Source organism: Streptomyces sp. NPDC029159, assembly GCF_055564055.1.
Map to the genome: position 1 here is coordinate 282,825 of NZ_JBVHWT010000003.1, position 22,104 is coordinate 304,928.

The window sequence follows — 22,104 nt, forward strand, 5'->3', positions numbered from 1 at the left end:
CTCTCCCTCACTCGGCGGGGGCCGGAGGGAGGCGCGACGGACGGTCGAACGGGCGGCGCCCGGCGGCACAGCGCACCCGGGCGCGCGGCGGCCCGCGCGGCGTCCACCGGCCCATCCCTCGGGGCCCGGACATCTCGACGCCCGGGCCAGGGTGGCGCGGACGTACCATCGGCAGGTCTTCGGACTGACGGGGGCGCACACCGGCCGGGCCGGTCGACATCGTGGGATATCTGCGCTCTCGTACACCGTTGCGGGACAGTTCCGGACTCACACCGGATTCCCCTGCGGCGACAGCGAGCACGAGCATACATGTGGTGGTGGGGTCTTGGGCGCACCCCCATATCTAGTGAGCGGTCGGTGGCTGTCGGTTCGGGGCGATGATCCGCTCCACGCCTGGGAAAGCCGGGCGCCGAGGTGAAAAAACAGGTCGCCGCCTCCCGTGAGGGAAGCGGCGACCTGGAGGCAGCCGGGCGTGTCCGCGCCCTCAGCGCCCCGCCGGAACGTCCGCCGCCGCGGGCGGCAGGTCCGGGGTGACGCCCTGGTCGCCGACGTCGGCGGTGTAGTCGCCGGGGCTGGTCTCGTCGGCGCCGTCGGGGGCCTTCAGGGCGCGCAGGACGACGGTGAGGACGAGCGTCACCACGACGTTCAGGACGAACGCCGTCAGGCCGATGTAGCCGATCTGGCCGATGCCGGGGATCTCCGCGCTGGAGCCGCCGAAGTGCGCCTGCGTCGGGCTCGCCACGCCGTAGGCGGCGAGCGTGCCGTAGACCATGCCGACCGCCCAGCCGGCCAGCAGCGCCCAGCGGTGGAACCAGCGGGTGAACAGGCCGCCGACCAGCGCCGGCATGGTCTGCAGGATCCAGATGCCGCCCAGCAGCTGGAAGTTGATCGCCACGGTCTTGTCCATGGTGAGGACGAAGACCAGCGCGCCGACCTTCACCAGCAGCGACACCAGCTTGGCGACCTTGTGCTCCTGCTCGGGCGTGGCGCCGGGCTTGAGGAAGTCCTTGTAGACGTTGCGGGTGAAGAGGTTGGCCGCGGCGATGGACATGATCGCGGCGGGCACCAGGGCGCCGATGCCGATGGCGGCGAACGCCACGCCCGCGAACCAGCTCGGGAACATGTCCGCGAAGAGCTGCGGGATGGCGAGTTGGGCGTTGCCGTGGGTCTCCGTGCCCGCCTTGATCGCCATGAAGCCGAGCAGCGCGAGGAAGCCCAGCATCAGCGAGTACAGCGGCAGGATCGTGGTGTTGCGGCGGATCACGTTGCGGCTGCGGGAGGAGAGCGTCGCGGTGATCGAGTGCGGATACATGAACAGCGCGAGCGCCGAGCCCAGCGCCAATGTGGCGTACGCCCACTGGCTGTTGGGGCCGCTGGCCAGCTCACCGCGGGGCTTGCCGGTCGGGCCCGGTTCGGCGAACGCCTTGCCCGCCTCGTGGAAGATCGCGTCGAACCCGCCGAGCTTGATCGGGATGTAGATGATCGCGACGGCGATGACCAGGTAGATCAGCCCGTCCTTGACGAACGCGATCAGCGCCGGGGCGCGCAGCCCCGAGGAGTAGGTGTACGCGGCGAGCACCGCGAACGCGATCAGCAGCGGCAGGTCCTTGACGAACCAGTTGGTGTTCTCGCCGCCGCCGACGCCCATCACGTCCAGGACCGCCTGGATGCCGACGAGTTGCAGGGCGATGTACGGCATCGTCGCCAGGATGCCGGTCAGCGCGACGGCCAGCGACAGGCCCTTCGAGCCGAAGCGTCCGCGCACGAAATCCGAGGTGGTGACGTAGCCGTGTTTGTGCGAGACGGACCACAGGCGGGGCAGGAAGGTGAAGATCAGCGGGTACACGAGGATCGTGTACGGCACCGCGAAGAAGCCGGACGCGCCCGCGGCGTAGATCGCCGCCGGGACGGCCACGAAGGTGTACGCGGTGTAGAGGTCGCCGCCGAGCAGGAACCACGTCACCCAGGTGCCGAAGCTGCGGCCGCCCAGCCCCCATTCGTCGAGGTTGGCCGACTGCTCGGCCTTGCGCCAGCGGGCCGCGAGGAAGCCCATGACGGTGACGGCGACGAAGAAGAGGACGAAGACCGTGAGGGCGACGCCGTTGACGCCGCCGGCGTGGGACGCGGCGAGCGCCGAGGAGGGGAGCGTCATTCGGCCGCACCGCCCTTACGGACGCGGTTCTCCCGCTGGACCAGCTTGTACGCGATCATCGTGAGCGCCGTGGAGATCAGCACCCACAGCATCTGGTACCAGTAGAAGAACGGGATGCCGATGAGCGTCGGCTCGATCTTCGCGTACGAGCCCACCCAGAGCATCGCCACGAACGGGGCGATCAGGCAGAGTCCGGCCACCACACGCGTCGGTGTGACGACCTGTCTGGAAGGGGGTGTTCCGTCGTGCTCCGGCATGGCCGCTCCGTCCCTGGCGATCTCCTGTAATGGGCTGGAAATCTATGGCAGGGCCGCGTCAGCCGTCACTAGGTGTCCGCATATCGGTACGGCAACGGCGGCCACCGGCGCACCCCTTGGGGGTGTGCGGGAGGCCGCCGTGTGCCGGTGCGCCACGCCGGGGGTGTCACTCCACCGGACGGCTCAGCCGGGCCACGAACTTGTAGCGGTCACCGCGGTAGACCGAGCGGACCCACTCCACCGGACGGCCCTGCGCATCGCGCGAATGGCGGGAGAGCATCAGCATCGGCAGGCCGACGTCCGCGCCCAGCAGCCCGGCCTCGCGCGGGGTGGCCAGCGAGGTCTCGATGGTCTCCTCCGCCTCGGCCGGCCGCACGTCGTACACCTCGGCCAACGCGGTGTAGAGCGAGGTGTACTTGACGAGATTGCGGCGCAGCGCCGGGAAGCGCTTGGCGGACAGATGGGTGATCTCGATGGCCATCGGCTCACCGCTGGCCAGCCGCAGCCGCTCGATGCGCAGCACCCGGCCGCCGGCGGCGATGTCCAGCAGCCCGGCCAGCCGGTCGTCGGCGGTGACGTAGCCGATGTCCAGCAGCTGCGAGGTGGGCTCCAGCCCCTGGGCGCGCATGTCCTCGGTGTAGGAGGTCAGTTGCAGTGCCTGGGAGACCTTCGGCTTGGCGACGAAGGTGCCCTTGCCCTGGATGCGCTCCAGCCGCCCCTCGACCACCAGTTCCTGGAGGGCCTGGCGGACCGTGGTGCGGGAGGTGTCGAACTCCGCGGCCAGCGCCCGCTCCGGCGGCACCGGGGTGCCCGGCGGAAGCGTTTCGGTGATCTCCAGCAAGTGCTTTTTGAGGCGGTAATACTTGGGAACGCGGGCGCTGCGTGTGGCCGTCGTGCCGTTCTCCGCGCTGCCCCCGTCGGTCTGCATGACCCGCCTTTCCGCCCTCTGTCGTGCTGCCGTCACCGGCACCTCCGTACCTTGCGCCTCACATCGTGGCACGGGCGTGGTCGCCGGGCCCCGCCGCGGGCCCGCACCCGGCAGATGTCGGTCCGGTAACGGAGCCGACAGCGACTCTTATACACCCTTGACACCCCAAAAGGTCTAGGCCAAGCTGCGGGAACTGGTCTAAACCATTAAAGACCACACCCGGCCTCTAGGGGAGAGCGCAATGAAGCGTGGACTCATAGCAGCGACCGCGGTCGCGGGAATGCTGATGAGTGTCGCTGCCTGTGGGTCCAGCGACGGCAGCGGTAACGGTGCGGACGGCTTCAAGGGTCAGAAGCTGACCGTGTGGGTGATGTCGGGATCCAACCCGTCACAGTGGACGGCCCAGGTCTCCAAGGAATTCGAGAAGAAGACCGGCGCCACCGTCAACTTCAAGGTCCAGCAGTGGGACGGCATCCAGCAGAAGCTGACCACCGCCCTGTCCGAGGACAGCCCGCCCGACGTCGTCGAGATCGGCAACACCCAGACCGCCGCCTACGCCAAGGCCGGCGCCCTGCTCGACCTCGGTGACCTCAAGAAGCAGATCGGCGCCGACTGGAGCGACTCCTTCAACAAGGCGGCGATGGCCGACGGGAAGCAGTACGCGCTCCCCTGGTACGCCGGCAACCGCGTCGTCATGTACAACAAGAAGATCTGGGCCGAGGCCGGGATCAAGGATCTGCCGAAGACGCGCACCGAGCTGTTCAAGGCGTTCGACACCATCAAGAACAAGACCGATGCCGAACCGCTCTACCTGCCCGGCCAGAACTGGTACTTCTTCGACGGCCTGACCATCGGCACCGGCGCGGACCTCGTCAAGAAGAGCGGCGGCAAGTGGGTCTCCAACCTCGCCGACCCCAAGGTCGCCAAGGCGATGGACATCTACAAGACCTACCAGTCCTTCAGCGACGCCCCCAAGAACAAGGACGAGGCGACGCCGCAGCAGGCCGAGGTCTTCGCCAAGGGCAAGACCGGCGCCATCATCGCCATGGGCTACGAGGCGGCCACCGCCGTCAAGGCCAACCCGGACATCAAGAAGGACATCGGCTTCTTCACCATCCCCGGTGAGACCGCCGACAAGCCCGAGGGCGTCTTCCTCGGCGGCTCCAACTTCGCGGTCGCCGGCGGCAGCACCAAGCAGGAGCTGGCCAAGGAGTTCCTCAAGGTCGCGCTGTCGAAGAAGAACGACGCGCAGATGGTCAAGGAGGTCGGCTGGAGCCCCAAGTCCCCCGATCTGGCGAGCGCCGCGAAGGGCAACCCGGCGGCCGAGGCGGCGGCCCCCGCGGCCGCGAAGTCCGGCGGCACCACCCCGCTCATCCCGGAGTGGGCGGCCGTCGAGAACGTCCCGAACCCGATCAAGAACTACATGACCGCCGTGCTGAGCGGGAAGACCGCCGACGACGCCGCCAAGGCCGTCGAGCAGGAGATCAACAAGCGGCTCGCCCAGAAGTAGGGCACCGCCCGCCGAAGGGGCGCCGCCCATCAGGGCGCGCCCCTTCGGCGACGGCACACCCGGTCCTCCGCCCGGCCCGGCCACCCGGCCCGTACGGAGGCACCGCAACGCGCGCGACATCGGTACGAAGGGGAGCGAACGGCCATGGCAGTGCAGCTCGACGACGCGGTGGACAAGAGGGCGCCGCGCATCGGCAAAGGCGGTGCGCCGCCGTCCGGCCGCGCCACCGGCACCCGGCGGAGCCGCACCGGCAGAGCCACGCCCTATCTGCTGCTGCTCCCCGCGCTGCTGGCCACCGCCGTCTTCCTCGGCTGGCCGATGGTCCGCAACATCCTGCTCTCCTTCCAGACCCTGAACATGAAGGAGCTGATCCAGCACCTGACGGTCTGGAGCGGCACCGGCAACTTCCAGGAGATCCTGGGCAGCGAGGAGTTCTGGCGGGTCACCCTCCGCACCCTCGTCTTCACCGCCGTCAACGTCACCCTGATCATGGTGCTGGGCGTCCTCATCGGCCTGCTCCTCGCCCGCCTCGGCAAGAAGATGCGCCTGGCGCTCTCCGTCGCGCTGGTGCTGGCCTGGGCGATGCCCGTCATCGCCGCCACCACCGTCTTCCAGTGGCTCTTCGACTCCCGCTACGGCGTCGTCAACTGGGTCCTGGACCAGCTCGGCTGGCACTCCATGGCCCACTACGACTGGGTCGGCACCCAGCTCTCCACCTTCTTCGTCATCACCCTGCTGATCGTCTGGCAGTCCCTGCCCTTCGTGGCGCTCAACCTCTACGCCGCGACCACGACCATCCCCAGGGAGCTGTACGAGGCGGCCCGGATGGACGGCGCCGGGACCTGGAAGGTCTTCACCACCGTGACCTTCCCCTTCCTCAAGCCGTTCTTCCTCGCCACGACGTTCCTGGAGGTCATCTGGGTCTTCAAGGCGTTCCCGCAGATCTTCGCCATCAACAAGGGCGGCCCGGACCGGCTCACCGAGACCCTGCCGATCTACGCGTTCACCGAGGGCGTCGGCAACCTCCACTTCGGCATGGGCGCCGCGATCTCCCTGCTCACCATCGCCGTGCTGCTCGCCGTGACCGCGTACTACCTGCGTCTGACGCTCAAGCAAGAGGAGGACGAGCTGTGAAGCGCTCGCTCGCCGGCCGGATCTGGCCCAACGCGACGGCGATCGTCCTCGCCATCGGCTTCGTCTTCCCCGTCTACTGGATGTTCAACACGGCGTTCAAGCCGACCGGCGACATCATCAGCGACGTCCCCGTGTGGTTCCCGCTGCACGGCACCTTCCAGCACTTCGCGACCGCGGTGGGCGCCCCCGACTTCTGGACACTGGCGGGCAACTCCGTGCTCGTCACCGCCGTCGCCGTCGGCCTCTCGCTGCTCATCGCGCTCTGCGGCGCCTTCGCGCTGACCCGGATGCGGTTCAAGGGCCGCAAGGCGACGCTGCTGGTCTTCATGGTCGCGCAGATGGCGCCCTGGGAGGTCATGGTCATCTCGATCTACATGATCGTCCGCGACGCCGACATGCTGAACAGCCTCGTCCCGCTGACCGCCTTCTACATGCTGATGGTGCTGCCCTTCACCCTCCTGACGCTCCGCGGCTACGTCGCCGCCGTGCCCAAGGAGCTGGAGGAGTCCGCGATGGTCGACGGCTGCTCGCGCCGCCAGGCGTTCACCAAGGTCGTCTTCCCGCTGCTCGCCCCCGGTCTGATGGCCACCTCGCTCTTCGGCTTCATCACCGCCTGGAACGAGTTCCCGCTCGTCCTGGTGCTCAACAAGGAACCGGTCAAGGGGACCCTGCCGCTGTGGCTGTCGCAGTTCCAGAGCCAGTTCGGCGACGACTGGGGCGCCACCATGGCCGCCGCGTCGATCTTCGCCGTACCGATCCTGGTCCTCTTCCTCTTCCTCCAGCGCAAGGCCGTCGGCGGCCTCACCTCCGGCGCCGTGAAGGGATGACCCGGACCCCATGAGCACCACCCGAACCCGCACGGCCACCGACGCCCTCACCCGCGACGCGCTCGCCGTCCTCCAGCCCGGCTTCACCGGTACCACCCCGCCCGACTGGGTGCTGCGCCGCCTCGACGAGGGCCTCGCCGCCGTCGCCGTCTTCGGCCGCAACGTCGTCAGCCCGGACCAGCTCGCCGCCCTCACCGCCCGGTTGCGCGCCGTACGCGGCGATGTGCTGGTCGCCGTGGACGAGGAGGGCGGCGACGTCACCCGCCTGGAGGTCCGCACCGGCTCCTCCTACCCGGGCAACCTCGCGCTCGGCGCCGTCGACGACCCGGACCTCACCCGCGCCGTCGCCCGCGACCTGGGCACCCGCCTCGCCGCCTGCGGTATCAACCTCAACTGGGCGCCCTGCGCGGACGTCAACTCCGACCCGGGCAACCCGGTCATCGGCGTCCGCTCCTTCGGCGCCGCCCCGGCGCTGGTCGCCCGGCACACCGCCGCCTACGTCGACGGCCTCCAGTCCGCCGGGGTCGCCGCCTGCACCAAGCACTTCCCCGGCCACGGCGACACCGCCGTCGACTCCCACCACGACATGCCGCGCGTCGGCGTGGACCTCACGACGCTGCGGGAGCGGGAGCTGGTGCCGTTCCGCGCCGCCGTCGCCGCGGGCACCCGGGCCGTCATGAGCGCCCACATCCTGCTGCCGGCCCTGGACCCGGACCGCCCGGCCACCCTCAGCCCGGCCGCCCTGCACGGACTGCTGCGCGCCCCCGAGTCCGAGGGCGGCCTCGGCTTCGACGGGCTGATCGTCACCGACGGCATCGAGATGCGCGCCATCTCCGCCGCCTACGGCATCGAACGCGGCAGCGTCCTGGCGCTGGCCGCCGGCGCCGACGCGCTCTGCGTGGGCGGCGGACTCTCCGACGAGGCCACCGTGGACCGGCTGCGCGACGCCCTGGTCCGGGCGGTCCACGACGGCGACCTGCCGGAGGAACGGCTGGCGGACGCTGCGGCCCGGGTACGCGCCCTGGCGGCGTGGGTCCGCGGCGCGGCGGCCCCGTCCGCACCGGCTCCGGCTGCGGGCGCGGTGGAGGGGGCCGCACCCGCACCCGGGCTGCGCGCCGCCCGCCGCGCCCTGCGCCGCACCGCCCGGGAGCCGTTCACCCCGCTCACCGAACCGGTGCACGTCGCCGCGTTCACCCCCGTCGCCAACATCGCCGTCGGCGACGAGACCCCCTGGGGCGTCGCCGCCGAACTGACCCGGCTGCTGCCCGGCACCACCACGACCGCGTACGGCGCCGAGCGGGCCACCGCCGAGGGCACCGACCGGCTGGTCGCCGCGGTGCTCACCGAGGCCGGGCGGCGCCGCGTCGTCGCCGTGGTCCGCGACGCGCACCGCCACCCCTGGATGGCCGGGGCGCTCACCGCACTGGTGGCGGCCCGCCCCGACACCGTCGTCGTCGAGATGGGCGTCCCGCAGGCGGAGCCGTGCGGCGCGCTCCACCTCGCCACCCACGGCGCCGCCCGGGTCTGCGCCCGCGCCGCCGCCGAGGCGCTGACGGGCACGGTGGCCGACGGCTGACCTGGCCCCCACAGACCGGCGGCCGGGACGCTCCCGCGTGGGGGGAGCGCCCCGGCCGTCGCCGTGTCCGTGCTGGTTACAGGCCCTGCCACTCCGGCTTGGCCGCGTACGTCGCCCGGAAGTAGTCCGCGAGCTTCAGCTCCGACGCGGCGGCCTCGTCGACGACGACCGTGGCGTGCGGGTGCAGCTGGAGCGCCGAGGCCGGCACCACCGCGGCGACCGGGCCCTCGACCGCCTGCGCCACGGCGCGCGCCTTGCCCGCGCCGGTCGCCAGCAGCACCAGGTGCCGGGCCTCCAGGATCGTGCCGATGCCCTGCGTGATGACGTGGTGCGGTACCTCGTCGAGGCTGTCGAAGAACCGTGCGTTGTCCTCGCGGGTCTGCTGCGTCAGCGTCTTGATGCGGGTGCGCGACGCGAGCGAGGAGCACGGTTCGTTGAAACCGATGTGACCGTCCGTGCCGATCCCGAGGATCTGGAGGTCCACCCCGCCGGCCGCCCGCAGCGCCTCGTCGTACGCCGCACAGGCCGCCGGGATGTCCTCGGCGGCGCCGTCGGGCCCCAGGAAGGACCCCTTGTCGATCCCGAGCGGCTCGACGACCTGGCGCAGCACCACCGAACGGTAGGACTCGGGGTGTCCGGCGGGCAGTCCGACGTACTCGTCGAGCTGGCAGACGCGGACCCGTGAGGCGTCCACCGCGCCGGACGCGACCTGCGCGGCGAGCGCTTCGTAGATGGGCAGCGGGGTCGAGCCGGTGGCGACACCGAGCAGCGCGTCGGGCTTGCGGCGCACCAGGGCGGCGAGGGCGTCGGCGATGAGCCTGCCGCCTGCGGGGGCGTCCGGAACGATGACAACTTCCACGCGTGGCCTGCCGTTCTGAAGAATGGGAGTCTGGTGGTATAGACCAATCTAGCAGAGTGGACGCCTCCGGACCCGGCTCCCGGAAGCCGTCCTCCGCCCGGATTCGGCCCCGAATTCCCCACCCGCCCGCGCATTTCCACTCTCCGTGCCGTATCTCCCACGCTCCGTTTATCCACCGTTCGCTCCGAGGTGCACGGAATTCCGTAATTCCCTTACGGAGAAGGGGAAATGAGGGAGCGGCGGACGGTGCCGGAAAAGGGGCGCGGAGAATGCGCGGACCCGGAAAAGGGGCGCGCCGCCGGACCCTGCCCGACGGGGAACGGGCCGGCCCGGCGACGCGCCCGGACGGTCGCCCGGGGGGAAGCAGGCGGGCGACCGGGCGGGGGAGGCCGGCGGTGACGCGCTTCCAGCTTGGGCGCGCGGAATCAACTGCCCGTCAACGGGGGATCAACGCAAGATCCGCCCCGACCCGGCCCCGCGCCACCGGCGCGTCCGGGCCCGGAAACACCCGCGGGCCGCGGCGCCGGGACAGGACCCTCAACCTGTCCGGCACCGCAGCCCGGAGCTACATCGGCCGGTTCCGCCGGGCGGTCGGACACCCCGAGTGCGGTGGGGGTGGCGCCCGCCGGGGAGCCGGTCGATCGGAGACCGCCGCGTAGTCAGGGCAGAGAACGCGCCGGTCTCGATCCGCCCTCCTGTGCGGGGAGAGCGGAAGTCTGTAGTGGAAAACATTGTGGACTAGACCATTCTGATCTGTCCATGCCCGTGCACGGCAGAAGATCTGCACCGTACCGTCCACGGGACGGCCACCCCACGGGAAGCCCTCCGCACGGAGAACACGGGAAGAACAGGGACACCGTACGCCGGTAGGCTCGCTGGCGTGCCCTCCATGAACGATCTCGTCCGCCAGCACACCGCTCTGAGCGACTCCGACCTCGAGTGGCTGCACCTGCTCGTCTCGGAATGGCAGCTGCTGTCCGATCTGTCCTTCGCCGATCTGGTGCTCTGGGTGCCCACCCTCGACGGCACCCGCTATGTGTCGGTCGCCCAGATGCGGCCGAACACCGGGCCCACCTCCTACCAGGACGACATGGTCGGCCACCTCGTCCCCCGGGGCCGCCGCCCGATGCTGGACTCCGCGCTGGACGAGGGCCGGATCGTCCGCGAGGGCGACCCGGAGTGGCGCGAGGAGGTGCCGGTCCGCGTCGAGTCCATCCCGGTCCGCCGCGAGGGCCGGGTGCTGGGCGTGATCGCCCGCAACACCAACCTCCTCACCGTCCGCACCCCCAGCCGCCTGGAGCTGACCTACCTCCAGAGCGCCTCCGACCTCGCCCAGATGATCGCCGCCGGAACGTTTCCGTTCCCGGCCCAGCAGGTCGACATGGACGCCTCGCCGCGCGCCGGCGACGGTCTGATCAGGCTCGACGCGGACGGCGTCGTCCAGTACGCCAGCCCCAACGCGCTCTCCGCCTACCACCGCCTCGGCCTCGCCGCCGACCTGGTGGGCCACCACCTCGGCCGCACCACCGCCGAACTGGCACCCGCCCGCGGCCCGGTCGACGAGGCGCTGGTCAAGCTGGCCAGCGGCTGGGCGCCCAGGGAGTTCGAGGTGGAGGGCGACGAAGGGGTGATCCAGCTCCGGGCGATCCCGCTCAAGCCCAAGGGCACCCACAGCGGCTCGCTGGTGCTGCTGCGCGACGTCACCGAACTCCGCCGCCGCGAACGGGAATTGATCACCAAGGACGCCACCATCCGGGAGATCCACCACCGGGTGAAGAACAACCTCCAGACCGTCGCCGCGCTGCTGCGCCTCCAGTCCCGCCGGATGGACTCCGCCAAGGGCCGCGAGGCGCTGGACGAGGCGGTGCGCCGGGTCGGCTCGATCGCCATCGTCCACGAGACGCTGTCGCAGAACCTCGACGAACGCGTCCAGTTCGACGAGATCGCCGACCGGGTCCTCGCGATGGTCGCCGAGATCTCCCCCGGCAAGGTCACCACCCGCCGCACCGGCCGCTTCGGCATCCTCGACGCGGAGGTCGCCACCCCGCTGTCGATGGTGCTGACCGAGATCCTCCAGAACGCCCTGGAGCACGCCTTCGACGAGGGGGAACAGGGCGCGGTCGAGGTCGGCGCGGTCCGCGGCGGCAGCCGTACCGAGCCGCGGCTGCTGGTCACCGTCCAGGACAACGGCCGCGGGCTGCCCGAGGGCTTCGACCCGCACAGCACCGGAAACCTGGGGCTCCAGATCGTACGGACCCTGGTGGAAGGGGAGTTGGGCGGCGCGTTCGACATGGTGCGCGGCGCCGAGGGCGGTACGCGGGTGCTCCTCGACGTACCGGTGCGGCCCGAGAAGAGCTGACCGGGGCGGGCGCCACGGCCACCGGGGGAGTGGCGCGGCGGTGTTCCACACAGCAGTAAGCCCCGGACCATCGGATGGTCCGGGGCTCAAAGCTCACGTTGCTCTGCGCATCGGGGGTACTGCGCGCTGCGGCTCGGGGGCCACGGGGAGTCTGTGTCAGGCGCTGGCGTTGCGCGCCCGGTTGCGAGCTGCACGGCGCTTCATCGCGCGGCGCTCGTCCTCACTCAGACCACCCCAGACGCCGGAGTCCTGGCCGGACTCGAGCGCCCACTGCAGGCACTGCTCCATGACGGGGCAGCGGCGGCAGACGGCCTTGGCTTCCTCGATCTGCAGGAGCGCAGGACCGGTGTTGCCGATGGGGAAGAAGAGCTCGGGGTCTTCTTCGCGGCAAACGGCGCGGTGACGCCAGTCCATGGCTGCTCCATCTCCTCGTATAACGGGAACGTTGCTTGTGAATGTGAACGCTTTCACGAATCCCTCCGCAGGGGAAGGGCCGAATGCCAGTCGACAAACTGGTGCGGTCCTGTGGAATGAGGAGGGGATTCGGGCTCTCAAGGGGGCCGGTGAAACGGCCGTCCCGATCGCCATGAAGAGACTCGCAAACCTCGGCGACGGATACAACCCCTACCGGAAACTTTTTTTTGATTCCTTGGTGTCGCCTAGGTCACAGCCGTACTTCTAGGGGGTGGAAGTCAGCCTAAACGTTCGAGTGAAAGGACTTTAGCCCCTGCCGCTCACACAATCACACGCAGTGCACGGCGTACGCCTGTGAACGTCACACTCGTGCGCAGTCCGAGGTGGTCTCCGTCCATCTGAAAGGGCAGTGGCGCCTGTGAATGCAAGGTGAAGGCCGTCAGGTCGTGGAGTGACAGTGCGTGCTTGCCGTGGGGTCCGCGCTCGGGGGTCGAGGTCAGCAGCTGGGTCGCGTAACGCGTCACGGCGGCGGGGGAGAGACGGCTCAGCGCGAAGACGTCCAGCGCGGTGTCGAACGAGGCGTCGGGGAGCGGGTAGAGCGGGCGATTGCCCAGGTAGCTCCAGGGAGAGGTGTTGCAGATTATCGACATCACCAGCCCCTCGGTGACCTCCGGCGCGCCGCCGTCCGGGGCCGGGCGCTCCAGCGTGATGGTGCCCTCCCGGCGGTTCTGATCTCCCAGGAACTGCCGGACGACCTGACGGACGTAGAGGCTGTGCGTCGACCGCTTGCCGCGCTCGCGCTGCTGTTCGACGCGGCCGACCACCCCGGCGTCGAAGCCGAACCCGGCGCAGAAGGTGAACCAGCGCCCCGGGACACCCTCGTCCTCGCTGCCGCGGGTGCCCGCGGCGTGCCCCAGGCCGACGGTGCGCTCGCTGCCGTCCCGCAGCGCGTCCAGCAGGGCGCCGGTCGCCTCCACGACGTCGTTCGGCAGGCCGAGCGCGCGGGCGAAGACATTGGTGGAGCCGCCGGGCACCACGGCCAGGCGGGGGTGGGACTCCGGGTCGGGGCCGTGGGTCAGCAGACCGTTGACGACCTCGTTGACCGTGCCGTCGCCGCCGAGCGCCACCACCAGCTCGGTCCTGCCGTCCTCGGCGGCCTGCCGGGCGAGGTCGCGGGCGTGGCCGCGGTACCGGGTCTCGGCGACCTTCAGATCGAGATCGCTGGCGAGCGCATGGGCCAGCACGTCACGGGTGCGGGCACTGGTGGTGGTGGCAGCGGGATTGACCACGAGAAGCGCGCGCATGACCGCCAGCGTACCTACCTGCTGGTACCGGCCCTGCGACGCACCTCCCCGGACGGCCTACCGGGCCCGGACCGCGGTGCCGGCCCCGTGCGGCGGGCCCGGGGGCGGCCGGTGGGCGGCGCGGCGGCGCTACCCTGCTGGGGTGAGCAGTAAGCAGCAGAAGAAGTCCGCACGCCAGGCCGCCGCCGCGCCCGCGGCCCCCGAGCAGCCCGGACCGCGCCCGGCCCGGCTGACCGCCGCCGCGGTGCTCACCGCCGTCGAGGGCGTCGCGCTGGCGGCCCTCGGCGTCTCCCTGCTGATCGAGGGCGTCACCGGCTCGCCCGACAGCCCGCAGCAGGCCGTGACGGGCGCGGTGACCGTGCTCGCGCTGGCGGTGTTGCCGCTGGCCGCCGCCCGCGGGCTGTGGCTGCTGCGCCGCTGGAGCCGCGGCCCCTCGATGATCACCCAGATCGTGGCGCTGCCCGTCGCCTGGACACTGATCAGCGCCGGCGGTGCGCTGATCGCGGCGGGCGTCGCACTGGCGGTCGCCGCCTTCGCCGTCCTCGGGCTGCTGGTCAACCCGACGGCCACCGTGGCGCTCGGCATCGGCCCGCGGGAGTAGCGGACCGGAACGGCGAAGGGGGCGGGATCCACGCGGATCCCGCCCCCTTCGGCCGTCACGGCCGGCCGCTCACTCCTCGACGAGGAGACGGTCGCGCAGCTGGGCCAGGGTGCGGGCCAGCAGCCGGGAGACGTGCATCTGGGAGATGCCGACCTCCTGGGCGATCTGCGACTGGGTCATGTTGCCGAAGAACCGCAGCAGCAGGATCTTCTTCTCGCGCGGCGGCAGATCCTCAAGCAGCGGCTTGAGGGATTCGCGGTACTCCACGCCCTCCAGCGCCTCGTCCTCCGCGCCGAGCGTGTCGGCCACCGCGGGGGACTCGTCGTCGGTGTCGGGGACGTCGAGGGAGAGGGTGGAGTAGGCGTTCGCCGACTCCAGGCCCTCCAGGACCTCCTCCTCGGAGAGCGACAGATGCTCCGCCAGCTCGTGGACGGTCGGCGCCCGGCCGTGCCGCTGGGACAGCTCGGCGGTCGCCGTCGTCAGCGACAGCCGCAGCTCCTGGAGGCGGCGCGGCACCCGGACCGCCCAGCCCTTGTCCCGGAAGTGCCGCTTGATCTCGCCGACGACGGTGGGCGTCGCGTACGTGGAGAACTCCACGCCGCGGTCCGGGTCGAAGCGGTCGACCGACTTGATCAGGCCGATGGTCGCGACCTGGGTGAGGTCGTCCAGGGGCTCGCCGCGGTTGCGGAATCTGCGGGCCAGGTGCTCGACCAGCGGGAGGTGCATCTGCACCAGGGTGTTGCGCAGCTCCGCGTGCTCCGGGGAGCCGTCGGGGAGCTTCCGCAGCTCGTGGAACATCGCCCGTGCACCGCTGCGGTCGTGCGGATCGTGGGCGTGCGCCGGTTCGTGGGCGTGCGGGGGCTCCGGGGCGCCCTGGGGCTCCTCCGGGGTCTCCTGGGGCGGGCGCGGCGTGTGCTGCGCCCGCTCGCCCTGCTGCTCGCTGTCGTCCATGTGGTCCGCCCGCTCTGCCTGCTCCGCTGCGTCCGGCCGGCCGCCGGGGTCGTCCGCGCCCGTCGGGTGCGGCCGGGCCTGCTGGTCCGGGATGGTCGCACCCGGCGCGATCCCCGCGCCGCGTTCGAGATCTTTCACGGGGCCCCCTGTTCGGTCATGACGGTCCGGGACCGGCGCCGCGCTCCTTGTAGAGGCTGATGGTGACCGTACGGTCCTCGGCGACGGCGGAGTCGACCTTGCCGGCCAGTGCGGAGAGCACCGTCCAGGCGAAGGTGTCGCGCTCGGGCGCGCGGCCGTCGGTGGTCGGCGCCGAGACGGTCACCTGCAGTGCGTCGTCGATGAGACGGAAGACGCAGCTCAGCACGGAGCCGGGCACGGCCTGCTGGAGCAGGATCGCGCACGCCTCGTCCACCGCGATGCGCAGGTCCTCGATCTCGTCGAGGGTGAAGTCCAAGCGGGCTGCGAGTCCGGCGGTGGCCGTACGCAGCACGGAAAGGTAGGCACCCGCAGCGGGCAGCCGGACTTCCACGAAGTCCTGGGTCCCGGGCTCGCCTGCGATCTGGGACACCCTCACCTCCAAGGTGGCACAAGCTGGATTGAGCTGATACGTGTTGAGCTGATGTGCGTGGCCGCTGCACCGCTCCGGGCGTCTGGCCGGTCGCTCCCGAGGGAAGCGGCGCAGCACAGGGTTCGGCTGTGACGCTACCGCGATCCGCGGGCCGGTGTCGCCCGGACGGAGCACGGCCGTCGTCCGGAATGCGAACGGATCCGGGGGCTCCCGGAACCGCTGTCGTCACTGATTGTAAACACATGAGTACGCACAGTGGCTAGGGGGTGGGGGCGTCAAATCCTCGCCGGTGACGCTCCGTTGACCCGCGTGGTGTCCGCGAGGGCGTGCAGTTCCTTTCCAGTGAGCCGGAAGACCGTCCATCCGTCCATGGGCTGCGCACCGATCGACCGGTAAAAGCCGATGGACGGTTCATTCCAATCCAGGACGGACCACTCGAAACGCTCGTAGCCGCGGGCCACACAGATCTCCGCGAGCGCCGCCAGCAGCGCCTTGCCGTGGCCCCCGCCGCGCGCCTCGGGGCGGACGTAGAGGTCCTCCAGATAGACACCGTGCGTGCCCGTCCACGTCGAGAAGTTGCGGAACCACAGGGCGAAGCCCACCGGCTCGCCGTCCTCCTCGGCCATCAGCGCGAAGGCGGCCGGCTGCGGCCCGAAGAGCGCCTCGGTGAGCTGCGCCTCGGTCGCCCGCGCCGACTCCAGGGCGCGTTCGTACTCGGCGAGTTCGCGGATCATGGCCAGGATGGCGGGGACGTCGGCAACGGCTGCTTCGCGGATCATGCCGCCAGGCTAAACCGCGCCGGTGGCGGACCGGCAGGGAGGCCGGGCACCGGGCCCGGGGCCCTCGCGCGGCGGCCCCCGGGTCCCGCCGCCCTCACACCAGGAGCTGGTCGGCGAAGCACCACCGCCAGGACTCGCCCGGCTCGAAGGAGCGCATCACCGGGTGGCCGGTCCGCTCGTAGTGCCCGGTGGCGTGGCGGAACGGCGAGGAGTCGCAGCAGCCGACATGGCCGCAGACCAGGCAGAGCCGCAGCTGGACGGGGTGGCTGCCCACCTCCAGACACTCCAGGCAGGTGTCGCTCAGCGGGGCGGGTTCGGCGCGTGGCAGATCACGGACGTGCACACACTCGCTCATGATGGCCAGGTTACGACCCGCGGGCGGCTGTCACCGGGTCGTGGCCGGGCGGTGCCGCACCCGGACCGCGCCGGAGGGTACGGACGGGACGGGCCGATGGACGTCATGCCGCTGCTGTTGCTGATCGCCGGGAGCGCCGCGGTGGCCGCGCTCGCCCGGCGGACGCCCGTACCGGCGCCGCTGCTGCTGGTCGCCGCCGGGCTCGTCGCCGCGTACGTCCCCGGGGTGCCGGACTACACCCTCGACCCGCACATCGTGCTGCCGCTGGTGCTGCCGCCGCTGCTGCACACCGCGGCGCTGGAGAGCTCCTACCTGGACCTGCGGGCCAACTGGCGGCCGGTGGCGCTGCTCTCCGTCGGGTACGTCCTCTTCGCCACGCTCGCCGTCGGGTTCCTCGCCCACCTGGCCGTCCCGGATCTGCCACTGACCTCCGCGCTCGTCCTGGGCGCCGTCGTCGCACCGCCGGACGCCGTCGCGGCCACCGCCATCGCCCGCCGCCTGGGGCTGCCCGGCCGGATCACCACGATCCTCCAGGGCGAGTCCCTGGTGAACGACGCGACCGCCATCACCGCCTACAAGGTGGCGGTGGCCGCGGCGGTCGGCGCGGGCGCCACCTGGGCCGGCGGGGCCGAGGAGTTCGCCGTCGCCTCCCTGGGCGGCATCGGCGTCGGCCTCGTCCTGATGGTGCCGCTGCACTGGCTGCGCCGCCGGCTGCGGGCATCGCCGCTGCTGGAGAACACCCTCTCGCTGCTCATCCCGTTCGTCGCGTACGCCGCCGCCGAGCAGCTCGGGGCGTCCGGGGTGCTCGCCGTGGTGGTCGTCGCCCTCTATCTGGGGCACCGCTCCTGGCAGGTCGACTTCGAGACGCGGCTCCAGGAGGCGGCCGTGTGGCGGATGGTGTCGTTCCTGCTGGAGTCCGCGGTCTTCGCGCTGATCGGGCTCCAGCTGCCGGTGGTGCTGCGCGGGCTCGGCGAATTCAGCGGCGCGCAGGCCGCGCGGTACGCGGTGCTGGTCTTCGTGGCGGTGGTGGTGGCGCGGTTCGTGTGGGTCTTCCCGGCGACGTATCTGCCGCGCCTCTCGGCCCGTATCCGGGAGCGGGAGCCGGGCGTCACGGCCGCGGCGCCGCTGGTCGTCGGCTGGGCCGGGATGCGGGGCGTGGTGTCGCTGGCCATCGCCTTCTCCATCCCGGCGACGGTGCACGACGGCGGGCCGTTCCCCGCCCGCAACCTGGTGCTCTTCCTGACCTTCACCACCGTCATCGCCACCCTCGTCGTCCAGGGCCTGACGCTGCCGCCGCTGATCCATGCCCTGAAGCTGACCGGCCGCGACGCGCGCGCCCAGACGCTCGCCGAGGCACAGGCGCAGAACGAGGCATCGCGCGCCGCCGAGGAACGCCTCGACGCCCTCCTCGCCGACGAGCGCAACACCCTGCCGGGCCCCCTGGAGGACCGGCTGCGCACCGTGATGGAGCGCCGCCGCAACGCCGTCTGGGAACGGCTGGGCACCGTCAACGAGGTGACCGGCGAATCCGCCGATGAGACGTACCGCCGCCTGGCCGGCGAGATGATCGACGCCGAACGCCGCGTCTTCGTCCACCTCCGCGACACCCGCCGCATCGACGACGAGATGCTGCGCACCCTGCTCCGCCGCCTCGACCTGGAGGAGGCGGCGGCTTATCGGGAGGAGGAGGGGTGAGGAGTTACGGCGTACCGGTGAGCACGGCGGCCACCGTGGTGCCCGGGGCGAAGGTGCCCTCCGCGGCCAGCGTGGTGAGACCGAGCAGCATCTTGGCCACGTAGATGCGCTCCAGTGCCATGCCGTGGCGCTGCTCGAACGCGGCCACGAAGGAGTCCAGCTCAGGGGTCGTACGGGCGTAGCCGCCGCAGGTGAAGCGGTCCTCCACGCGCCAGTCACCACAGCGGTCGCCGAACGTCGCCCGTTGCAGGCCCGCCACCGTCTCCCCGAGGAAGTGGGGGCTGCCGCCCTTGAGAACGGCGATGCCCAGGGCGTGGCCGGATGTGCCGAGTCCGGCCGCGAGGCCGGCGAGTGTGCCGCCCGTTCCGCAGGCCACCGCCGCCACGTCGGCATTGCCGCGCAGCTCCTGCCCAAGCTCCGCAGTGCCGCGAGCGGCGAGGGCGTTGCTTCCGCCTTCCGGTATCACGTAACAGTCACCGAACCGGTCGAGGAGACCGCTCAGCACCCCCGGGGAACGGGCCTGCCGGTAGGTGCCACGGTCGATGAAGTGCAGGTACATGCCATCGGCCGCGCACCGCGTCAGCGACGGATTGAGGGGGGCCACGGCCAGTTCTTCGCCGCGTACGACGCCTATGGTGCGGAACCCGAGCAGCCGGCCGGCGGCTGCGGTGGCGCGCAGGTGGTTGGAGTACGCGCCACCGAACGTCAGCAGGGTTCGCTGCCCGGCCTCTGCGGCGGCACGAAGGTTGGGTGCCAGCTTCCGCCATTTGTTACCCGGTAGGGCGGGGTGGATCAGATCGTCCCGCTTGATCAGCAGCCGCACACCGTGCCGTGAGAACACCGGCTCCGTCACTTCCTGGAGCGGTGACGGAAGCCGGGGGCGCAAGCTGTCGGGATCGACAACGTAATCGAACACACCTACCAGTGTGGAGGCGGCCCGGTTGAGGTCTCCCGCCGCCCCTACGCCCGCAAAAACCCGTCCCCATGCGCGCTGATGTGCGCCTCCAGGGCGCTCAGTGCGTGCTGGGTCGCGTCCGGTGAGCCGTTGCCGCGGCGTTCGGCGTAGTAGGCGGCGCCGAGCTTTTTGAGGAGGTCGTTGCCCGCGCGCTGCTGCTGGACCTCGTCCACCTTCTGTTTGCCCTGCTCGAGGGCGTTTTGGGCCTGCTCCTTGGCGCGGTCGAGAAAACCTGCCATCACTGCCTCCTGTGCACGATCGGTCTCATGGGGTCAACGGCCCGTCCGGCCGCCGGGTTCCCCGTGTCAGGCTCCGCCACCCGGGCGGCGGACGCGAGGCGGGCGGCCCGTTGGGCGGGCCGGGGCGGAATGCCGGGCCCCGGCGCGGGGTGCGGAAAGCGCCGGGTTAGCGTGTCCGATATGGACTACCAGGCCGTTCTTGATGAGGTAGCGGCCTATGCGCGGCCGTTCGTGAGGCAGGGCGCGGTCGCCGACTACATCCCGGCGCTCGAACGCGTCAGCCCGGACCGCTTCGGTATCGCGCTGGTCGACATCGACGGCTCGGTGTACGGGGCGGGCGACTGGGAGACGCCCTTCTCGGTGCAGTCGATCTCGAAGACCTTCTCGCTGGCGCTGGTGATGGCGCACGCGCACGACGAGGAGATCTGGTCCCGGGTGGGCCGGGAGCCGTCGGGTACGCCGTTCAACTCCCTGGTGCAGCTGGAGTGGGAGAACGGCATTCCGCGGAATCCGTTCATCAACGCGGGCGCGCTCGTCGTCACCGACCGCCTCCAGACCCTCACCGGTGACGCCAGTACGACGATGCTGCACTTCCTGCGGGAGGAGAGCGGCAACGAGGAGTTGGCGTTCGACCAGGCGGTGGCCGGTTCGGAGGCCGACCACGGGGACCGTAACGCCGCGCTCGCGCACTTCATGGCGTCGTTCGGCAATCTGGAGAACCCGGTCCCCAGCGTTATCGAGCACTACTTCTGGCAGTGCTCCATAGAGATGAGCTGCCGGGATCTGGCCACCGCCGGCGGCTTCCTCGCCCGGCACGGGCTGCGTGCGGACGGCACCCGGCTGCTGGAGGCGCGGGAGGCCAAGCGGATCAACGCGGTGATGCTGACCTGCGGCACCTACGACGCGGCGGGGGAGTTCGCCTACCGGGTGGGGCTGCCCGCCAAGAGCGGCGTCGGCGGCGGGATCCTCGCCGTCGTACCGGGCCGCTGCACGCTGTGCGTCTGGAGCCCGGGTCTCGACCGGCGGGGCAACTCCGTCGCCGGTGCCGCGGCGCTCGATCACTTCACGACGCTCACCGGCTGGTCGGTGTTCTGAGCCGTCCGGGCGGGCCGGCCGTCCGCCCGGCTCCGGTCGCGTTGTGGCGGCGATCTTCCTGGCGCATCGTGGGCCTAGGAGGTGCACCGCCATGGAGCACGAGATGCGCGCGGAGTACGAGGACGGCGTGACGCCGGGACCGGACGCCCCGGTCAAGATCTGGCACATGGTCCGCCTCGACGGGATCAAGGCGATGTGCGGCCGGATTCTGGGCGAGTCCGCCGCCACCCAGCCGGCCCGTCTCTGGGGCACGCCCGAGGGCGAACCGTTCTGCCATTCCTGCGGTGCGATGTATCTGCGCGAGGTGCCCTGAGCTGCGGCGGCGTCGGCGTTCTGCCCGGTCAGGGGCAGCGGATGACCTGCCCCGCGTAGGAGAGGTTGCCGCCGAAGGCGAAGAGGAGGACGGGGTCGCCGGTGGTGATCTCGCCCCGTTCGACCAGCTTGGACAGGGCCAGCGGCACCGACGCCGCCGAGGTGTTCCCGGAGTCGACGACGTCCCGGGCGACGACGGCGTTGACCGCGCCGATCTTCCGGGCGACCGGCTCGATGATCCGCAGATTGGCCTGGTGGAGGACGATCCCGGCGAGGTCGGCGGGGGCGATGCCGGAGCGTTCGCAGACCTGGCGGGCGATGGCCGGCAGCTGGGTGGTGGCCCAGCGGTAGACGGTCTGGCCCTCCTGGGCGAAGCGGGCCGGTTCGCCCTCGATCCGGACCGCGTGGCCCATCTCGGGGACCGAACCCCACAGCACCGGGCCGATCATCGGCTCCTCGGAGGCGGTGACCACGGCGGCGCCCGCGCCGTCGCCGACCAGCACGCAGGTCGTACGGTCCGTCCAGTCGGTCACGGCGCTGAACTTCTCGGCGCCGATCACCAGTGCCGAGCGGGCGGAGCCGGCGCGGATGGCGTGGTCGGCGGTGGCCAGGGCGTGGGTGAAGCCGGAGCAGACGACGTTGATGTCCATCGTCGCGGGGGCCGCGAGGCCGAGGGCGGCCGCGACGCGGGCCGCGGTGTTGGGGCTGCGGTCGGTCGCGGTGCAGGTCGCGACGAGGACGAGGTCGATCTCCTCGGCCGGGACGCCGCTGGAGGCGAGGGCCTTCGCCGCCGCCTGGGCCGCCATCGAGTCGACGGTCTCGTCGGGTCCGGCGATGTGCCGGGTGCGGATGCCGACCCGGCTGCGGATCCAGGCGTCGTCGGTCTCCACCATCGTCGCGAGATCGTCGTTGGTGAGCACGCCCGGCGGTTGATGGTGGCCGACCGCGAGAACGCGTGAACCTGGCATGTCGTCCCCTCCGGACCTGCGGTGTCGTGCGACCAGTGTGACCTGCGGCGGGCGAGCACCCCTTTTCGAGAACCGCCAATCTTCCGCCGTCTTCTCTGGAGGGACCCGACGCCACCCGGGCCCGGCCCGGGGGCGTGCCGGGTGCGGTCGGGGGCGCACGGGACGCTCGTGCGCGCCCCGGCGCGGGTGTGTCCGGTACGCGCCCCCGGCCGCATTCCGTATGCCGCTGCGTACGGCGGAGGCGGGGCCCCGGCCTCCCCGGCCCG

Annotated in this window: 22 protein-coding genes and 1 riboswitch; of the genes, 9 read left to right on the plus strand and 13 right to left on the minus strand. The window is 71.3% G+C overall.

The genetic code is table 11. From position 1 onward, the window contains the following. Window positions 1-153: 153 nt before the first annotated feature. Window positions 154-311, minus strand: a riboswitch (cobalamin riboswitch). Window positions 312-484: 173 nt separating this feature from the next. The 3 genes from mctP to ACZ4U4_RS08285 form a co-directional block, all read right to left on the minus strand. Continuing rightward, window positions 485-2,152: a monocarboxylate uptake permease MctP gene (gene mctP, locus ACZ4U4_RS08275; RefSeq protein WP_467870316.1), complete on the minus strand. Its 1,668-nt coding sequence runs from the start codon at window positions 2,150-2,152 to the stop codon at window positions 485-487. Then, on the minus strand, window positions 2,149-2,409 hold the full coding sequence (locus ACZ4U4_RS08280; protein ID WP_467870319.1) for a DUF3311 domain-containing protein: 261 nt from the start codon (window positions 2,407-2,409) through the stop codon (window positions 2,149-2,151). Before ACZ4U4_RS08280 ends, mctP begins: the two co-directional genes overlap by 4 nt. 166 nt (window positions 2,410-2,575) lie before the next feature. Next, the gene (locus ACZ4U4_RS08285; RefSeq protein ID WP_467870321.1) at window positions 2,576-3,337 is read right to left on the minus strand and encodes a GntR family transcriptional regulator; all 762 of its coding nucleotides are present in this window, start codon (window positions 3,335-3,337) and stop codon (window positions 2,576-2,578) included. A gap of 241 nt (window positions 3,338-3,578) precedes the next feature. Here ACZ4U4_RS08285 and ACZ4U4_RS08290 point away from each other — a divergent pair, with 241 nt between their 5' ends. The 4 genes from ACZ4U4_RS08290 (at window position 3,579) to ACZ4U4_RS08305 (ending at window position 8,384) form a co-directional block, all read left to right on the plus strand. Next, window positions 3,579-4,847, plus strand: a complete 1,269-nt coding sequence (locus ACZ4U4_RS08290; protein ID WP_467870323.1) for an extracellular solute-binding protein — start codon at window positions 3,579-3,581, stop codon at window positions 4,845-4,847. A gap of 144 nt (window positions 4,848-4,991) precedes the next feature. Then, complete coding sequence (locus ACZ4U4_RS08295; RefSeq protein WP_467870325.1) at window positions 4,992-5,981, plus strand: carbohydrate ABC transporter permease; 990 nt, start codon at window positions 4,992-4,994, stop codon at window positions 5,979-5,981. Then, window positions 5,978-6,808: a carbohydrate ABC transporter permease gene (locus tag ACZ4U4_RS08300; RefSeq protein ID WP_467870328.1), complete on the plus strand. Its 831-nt coding sequence runs from the start codon at window positions 5,978-5,980 to the stop codon at window positions 6,806-6,808. The genes ACZ4U4_RS08295 and ACZ4U4_RS08300 overlap by 4 nt, the downstream gene beginning before the upstream one ends. 10 nt (window positions 6,809-6,818) lie before the next feature. After that, window positions 6,819-8,384: a glycoside hydrolase family 3 protein gene (locus ACZ4U4_RS08305; RefSeq protein WP_467870331.1), complete on the plus strand. Its 1,566-nt coding sequence runs from the start codon at window positions 6,819-6,821 to the stop codon at window positions 8,382-8,384. Between the two features lie 76 nt (window positions 8,385-8,460). Here the strand turns inward: ACZ4U4_RS08305 and nagB are convergent, their stop codons facing one another. After that, window positions 8,461-9,243: a glucosamine-6-phosphate deaminase gene (gene nagB / locus ACZ4U4_RS08310; protein WP_030280864.1), complete on the minus strand. Its 783-nt coding sequence runs from the start codon at window positions 9,241-9,243 to the stop codon at window positions 8,461-8,463. Window positions 9,244-10,132: 889 nt separating this feature from the next. On the opposite strand from nagB, the gene ACZ4U4_RS08315 reads away from it, so the two are divergent. Further along, window positions 10,133-11,602: a sensor histidine kinase gene (locus ACZ4U4_RS08315; RefSeq protein ID WP_467870924.1), complete on the plus strand. Its 1,470-nt coding sequence runs from the start codon at window positions 10,133-10,135 to the stop codon at window positions 11,600-11,602. 156 nt (window positions 11,603-11,758) lie between these two features. On the opposite strand, the gene ACZ4U4_RS08320 is transcribed toward ACZ4U4_RS08315, so the two are convergent. Both ACZ4U4_RS08320 and ACZ4U4_RS08325 read right to left on the minus strand, forming a co-directional pair. After that, entirely contained in the window at window positions 11,759-12,016 is a 258-nt protein-coding gene (locus ACZ4U4_RS08320) for a WhiB family transcriptional regulator (protein ID WP_003983230.1), read from the minus strand. Between the two features lie 320 nt (window positions 12,017-12,336). Beyond that, window positions 12,337-13,320, minus strand: a complete 984-nt coding sequence (locus tag ACZ4U4_RS08325; RefSeq protein WP_467870335.1) for a diacylglycerol/lipid kinase family protein — start codon at window positions 13,318-13,320, stop codon at window positions 12,337-12,339. Between the two features lie 142 nt (window positions 13,321-13,462). On the opposite strand from ACZ4U4_RS08325, the gene ACZ4U4_RS08330 reads away from it, so the two are divergent. Further along, window positions 13,463-13,921, plus strand: coding sequence for a hypothetical protein (locus ACZ4U4_RS08330; protein ID WP_467870338.1), 459 nt, complete (start codon window positions 13,463-13,465; stop codon window positions 13,919-13,921). Between the two features lie 69 nt (window positions 13,922-13,990). On the opposite strand, the gene ACZ4U4_RS08335 is transcribed toward ACZ4U4_RS08330, so the two are convergent. From ACZ4U4_RS08335 to ACZ4U4_RS08350, 4 genes are all read right to left on the minus strand, one after another. After that, window positions 13,991-14,983: an RNA polymerase sigma factor SigF gene (locus ACZ4U4_RS08335; protein ID WP_467870926.1), complete on the minus strand. Its 993-nt coding sequence runs from the start codon at window positions 14,981-14,983 to the stop codon at window positions 13,991-13,993. A gap of 43 nt (window positions 14,984-15,026) precedes the next feature. Then, window positions 15,027-15,440 (minus strand): ATP-binding protein, encoded by a 414-nt coding sequence (locus tag ACZ4U4_RS08340; protein WP_143940718.1) that lies wholly within the window; start codon window positions 15,438-15,440, stop codon window positions 15,027-15,029. Between the two features lie 275 nt (window positions 15,441-15,715). Next, complete coding sequence (locus tag ACZ4U4_RS08345; protein WP_467870341.1) at window positions 15,716-16,219, minus strand: GNAT family N-acetyltransferase; 504 nt, start codon at window positions 16,217-16,219, stop codon at window positions 15,716-15,718. Window positions 16,220-16,313: 94 nt separating this feature from the next. Continuing rightward, window positions 16,314-16,574, minus strand: a complete 261-nt coding sequence (locus ACZ4U4_RS08350) for a UBP-type zinc finger domain-containing protein (protein ID WP_467870343.1) — start codon at window positions 16,572-16,574, stop codon at window positions 16,314-16,316. A gap of 96 nt (window positions 16,575-16,670) precedes the next feature. On the opposite strand from ACZ4U4_RS08350, the gene ACZ4U4_RS08355 reads away from it, so the two are divergent. Then, window positions 16,671-18,269, plus strand: coding sequence for a Na+/H+ antiporter (locus ACZ4U4_RS08355; RefSeq protein ID WP_467870346.1), 1,599 nt, complete (start codon window positions 16,671-16,673; stop codon window positions 18,267-18,269). Between the two features lie 4 nt (window positions 18,270-18,273). Here ACZ4U4_RS08355 and ACZ4U4_RS08360 read toward each other — a convergent pair whose 3' ends face one another. Together ACZ4U4_RS08360 and ACZ4U4_RS08365 are read right to left on the minus strand one after the other, a co-directional pair. Then, a complete protein-coding gene (locus ACZ4U4_RS08360) occupies window positions 18,274-19,185 on the minus strand; it encodes a 1-aminocyclopropane-1-carboxylate deaminase/D-cysteine desulfhydrase (RefSeq protein WP_467870348.1) in 912 nt (303 codons plus the stop codon). A gap of 44 nt (window positions 19,186-19,229) precedes the next feature. Continuing rightward, the gene (locus tag ACZ4U4_RS08365; protein WP_467870351.1) at window positions 19,230-19,463 is read right to left on the minus strand and encodes a hypothetical protein; all 234 of its coding nucleotides are present in this window, start codon (window positions 19,461-19,463) and stop codon (window positions 19,230-19,232) included. Between the two features lie 180 nt (window positions 19,464-19,643). Here ACZ4U4_RS08365 and ACZ4U4_RS08370 point away from each other — a divergent pair, with 180 nt between their 5' ends. Together ACZ4U4_RS08370 and ACZ4U4_RS08375 are read left to right on the plus strand one after the other, a co-directional pair. Continuing rightward, entirely contained in the window at window positions 19,644-20,558 is a 915-nt protein-coding gene (locus tag ACZ4U4_RS08370) for a glutaminase (RefSeq protein ID WP_467870354.1), read from the plus strand. A 91-nt stretch (window positions 20,559-20,649) separates the two neighbouring features. Further along, complete coding sequence (locus tag ACZ4U4_RS08375; RefSeq protein WP_467870356.1) at window positions 20,650-20,871, plus strand: hypothetical protein; 222 nt, start codon at window positions 20,650-20,652, stop codon at window positions 20,869-20,871. Between the two features lie 28 nt (window positions 20,872-20,899). On the opposite strand, the gene ACZ4U4_RS08380 is transcribed toward ACZ4U4_RS08375, so the two are convergent. Further along, on the minus strand, window positions 20,900-21,838 hold the full coding sequence (locus tag ACZ4U4_RS08380; RefSeq protein WP_467870358.1) for a beta-ketoacyl-ACP synthase III: 939 nt from the start codon (window positions 21,836-21,838) through the stop codon (window positions 20,900-20,902). Between the last annotated feature and the right edge of the window lie 266 nt (window positions 21,839-22,104).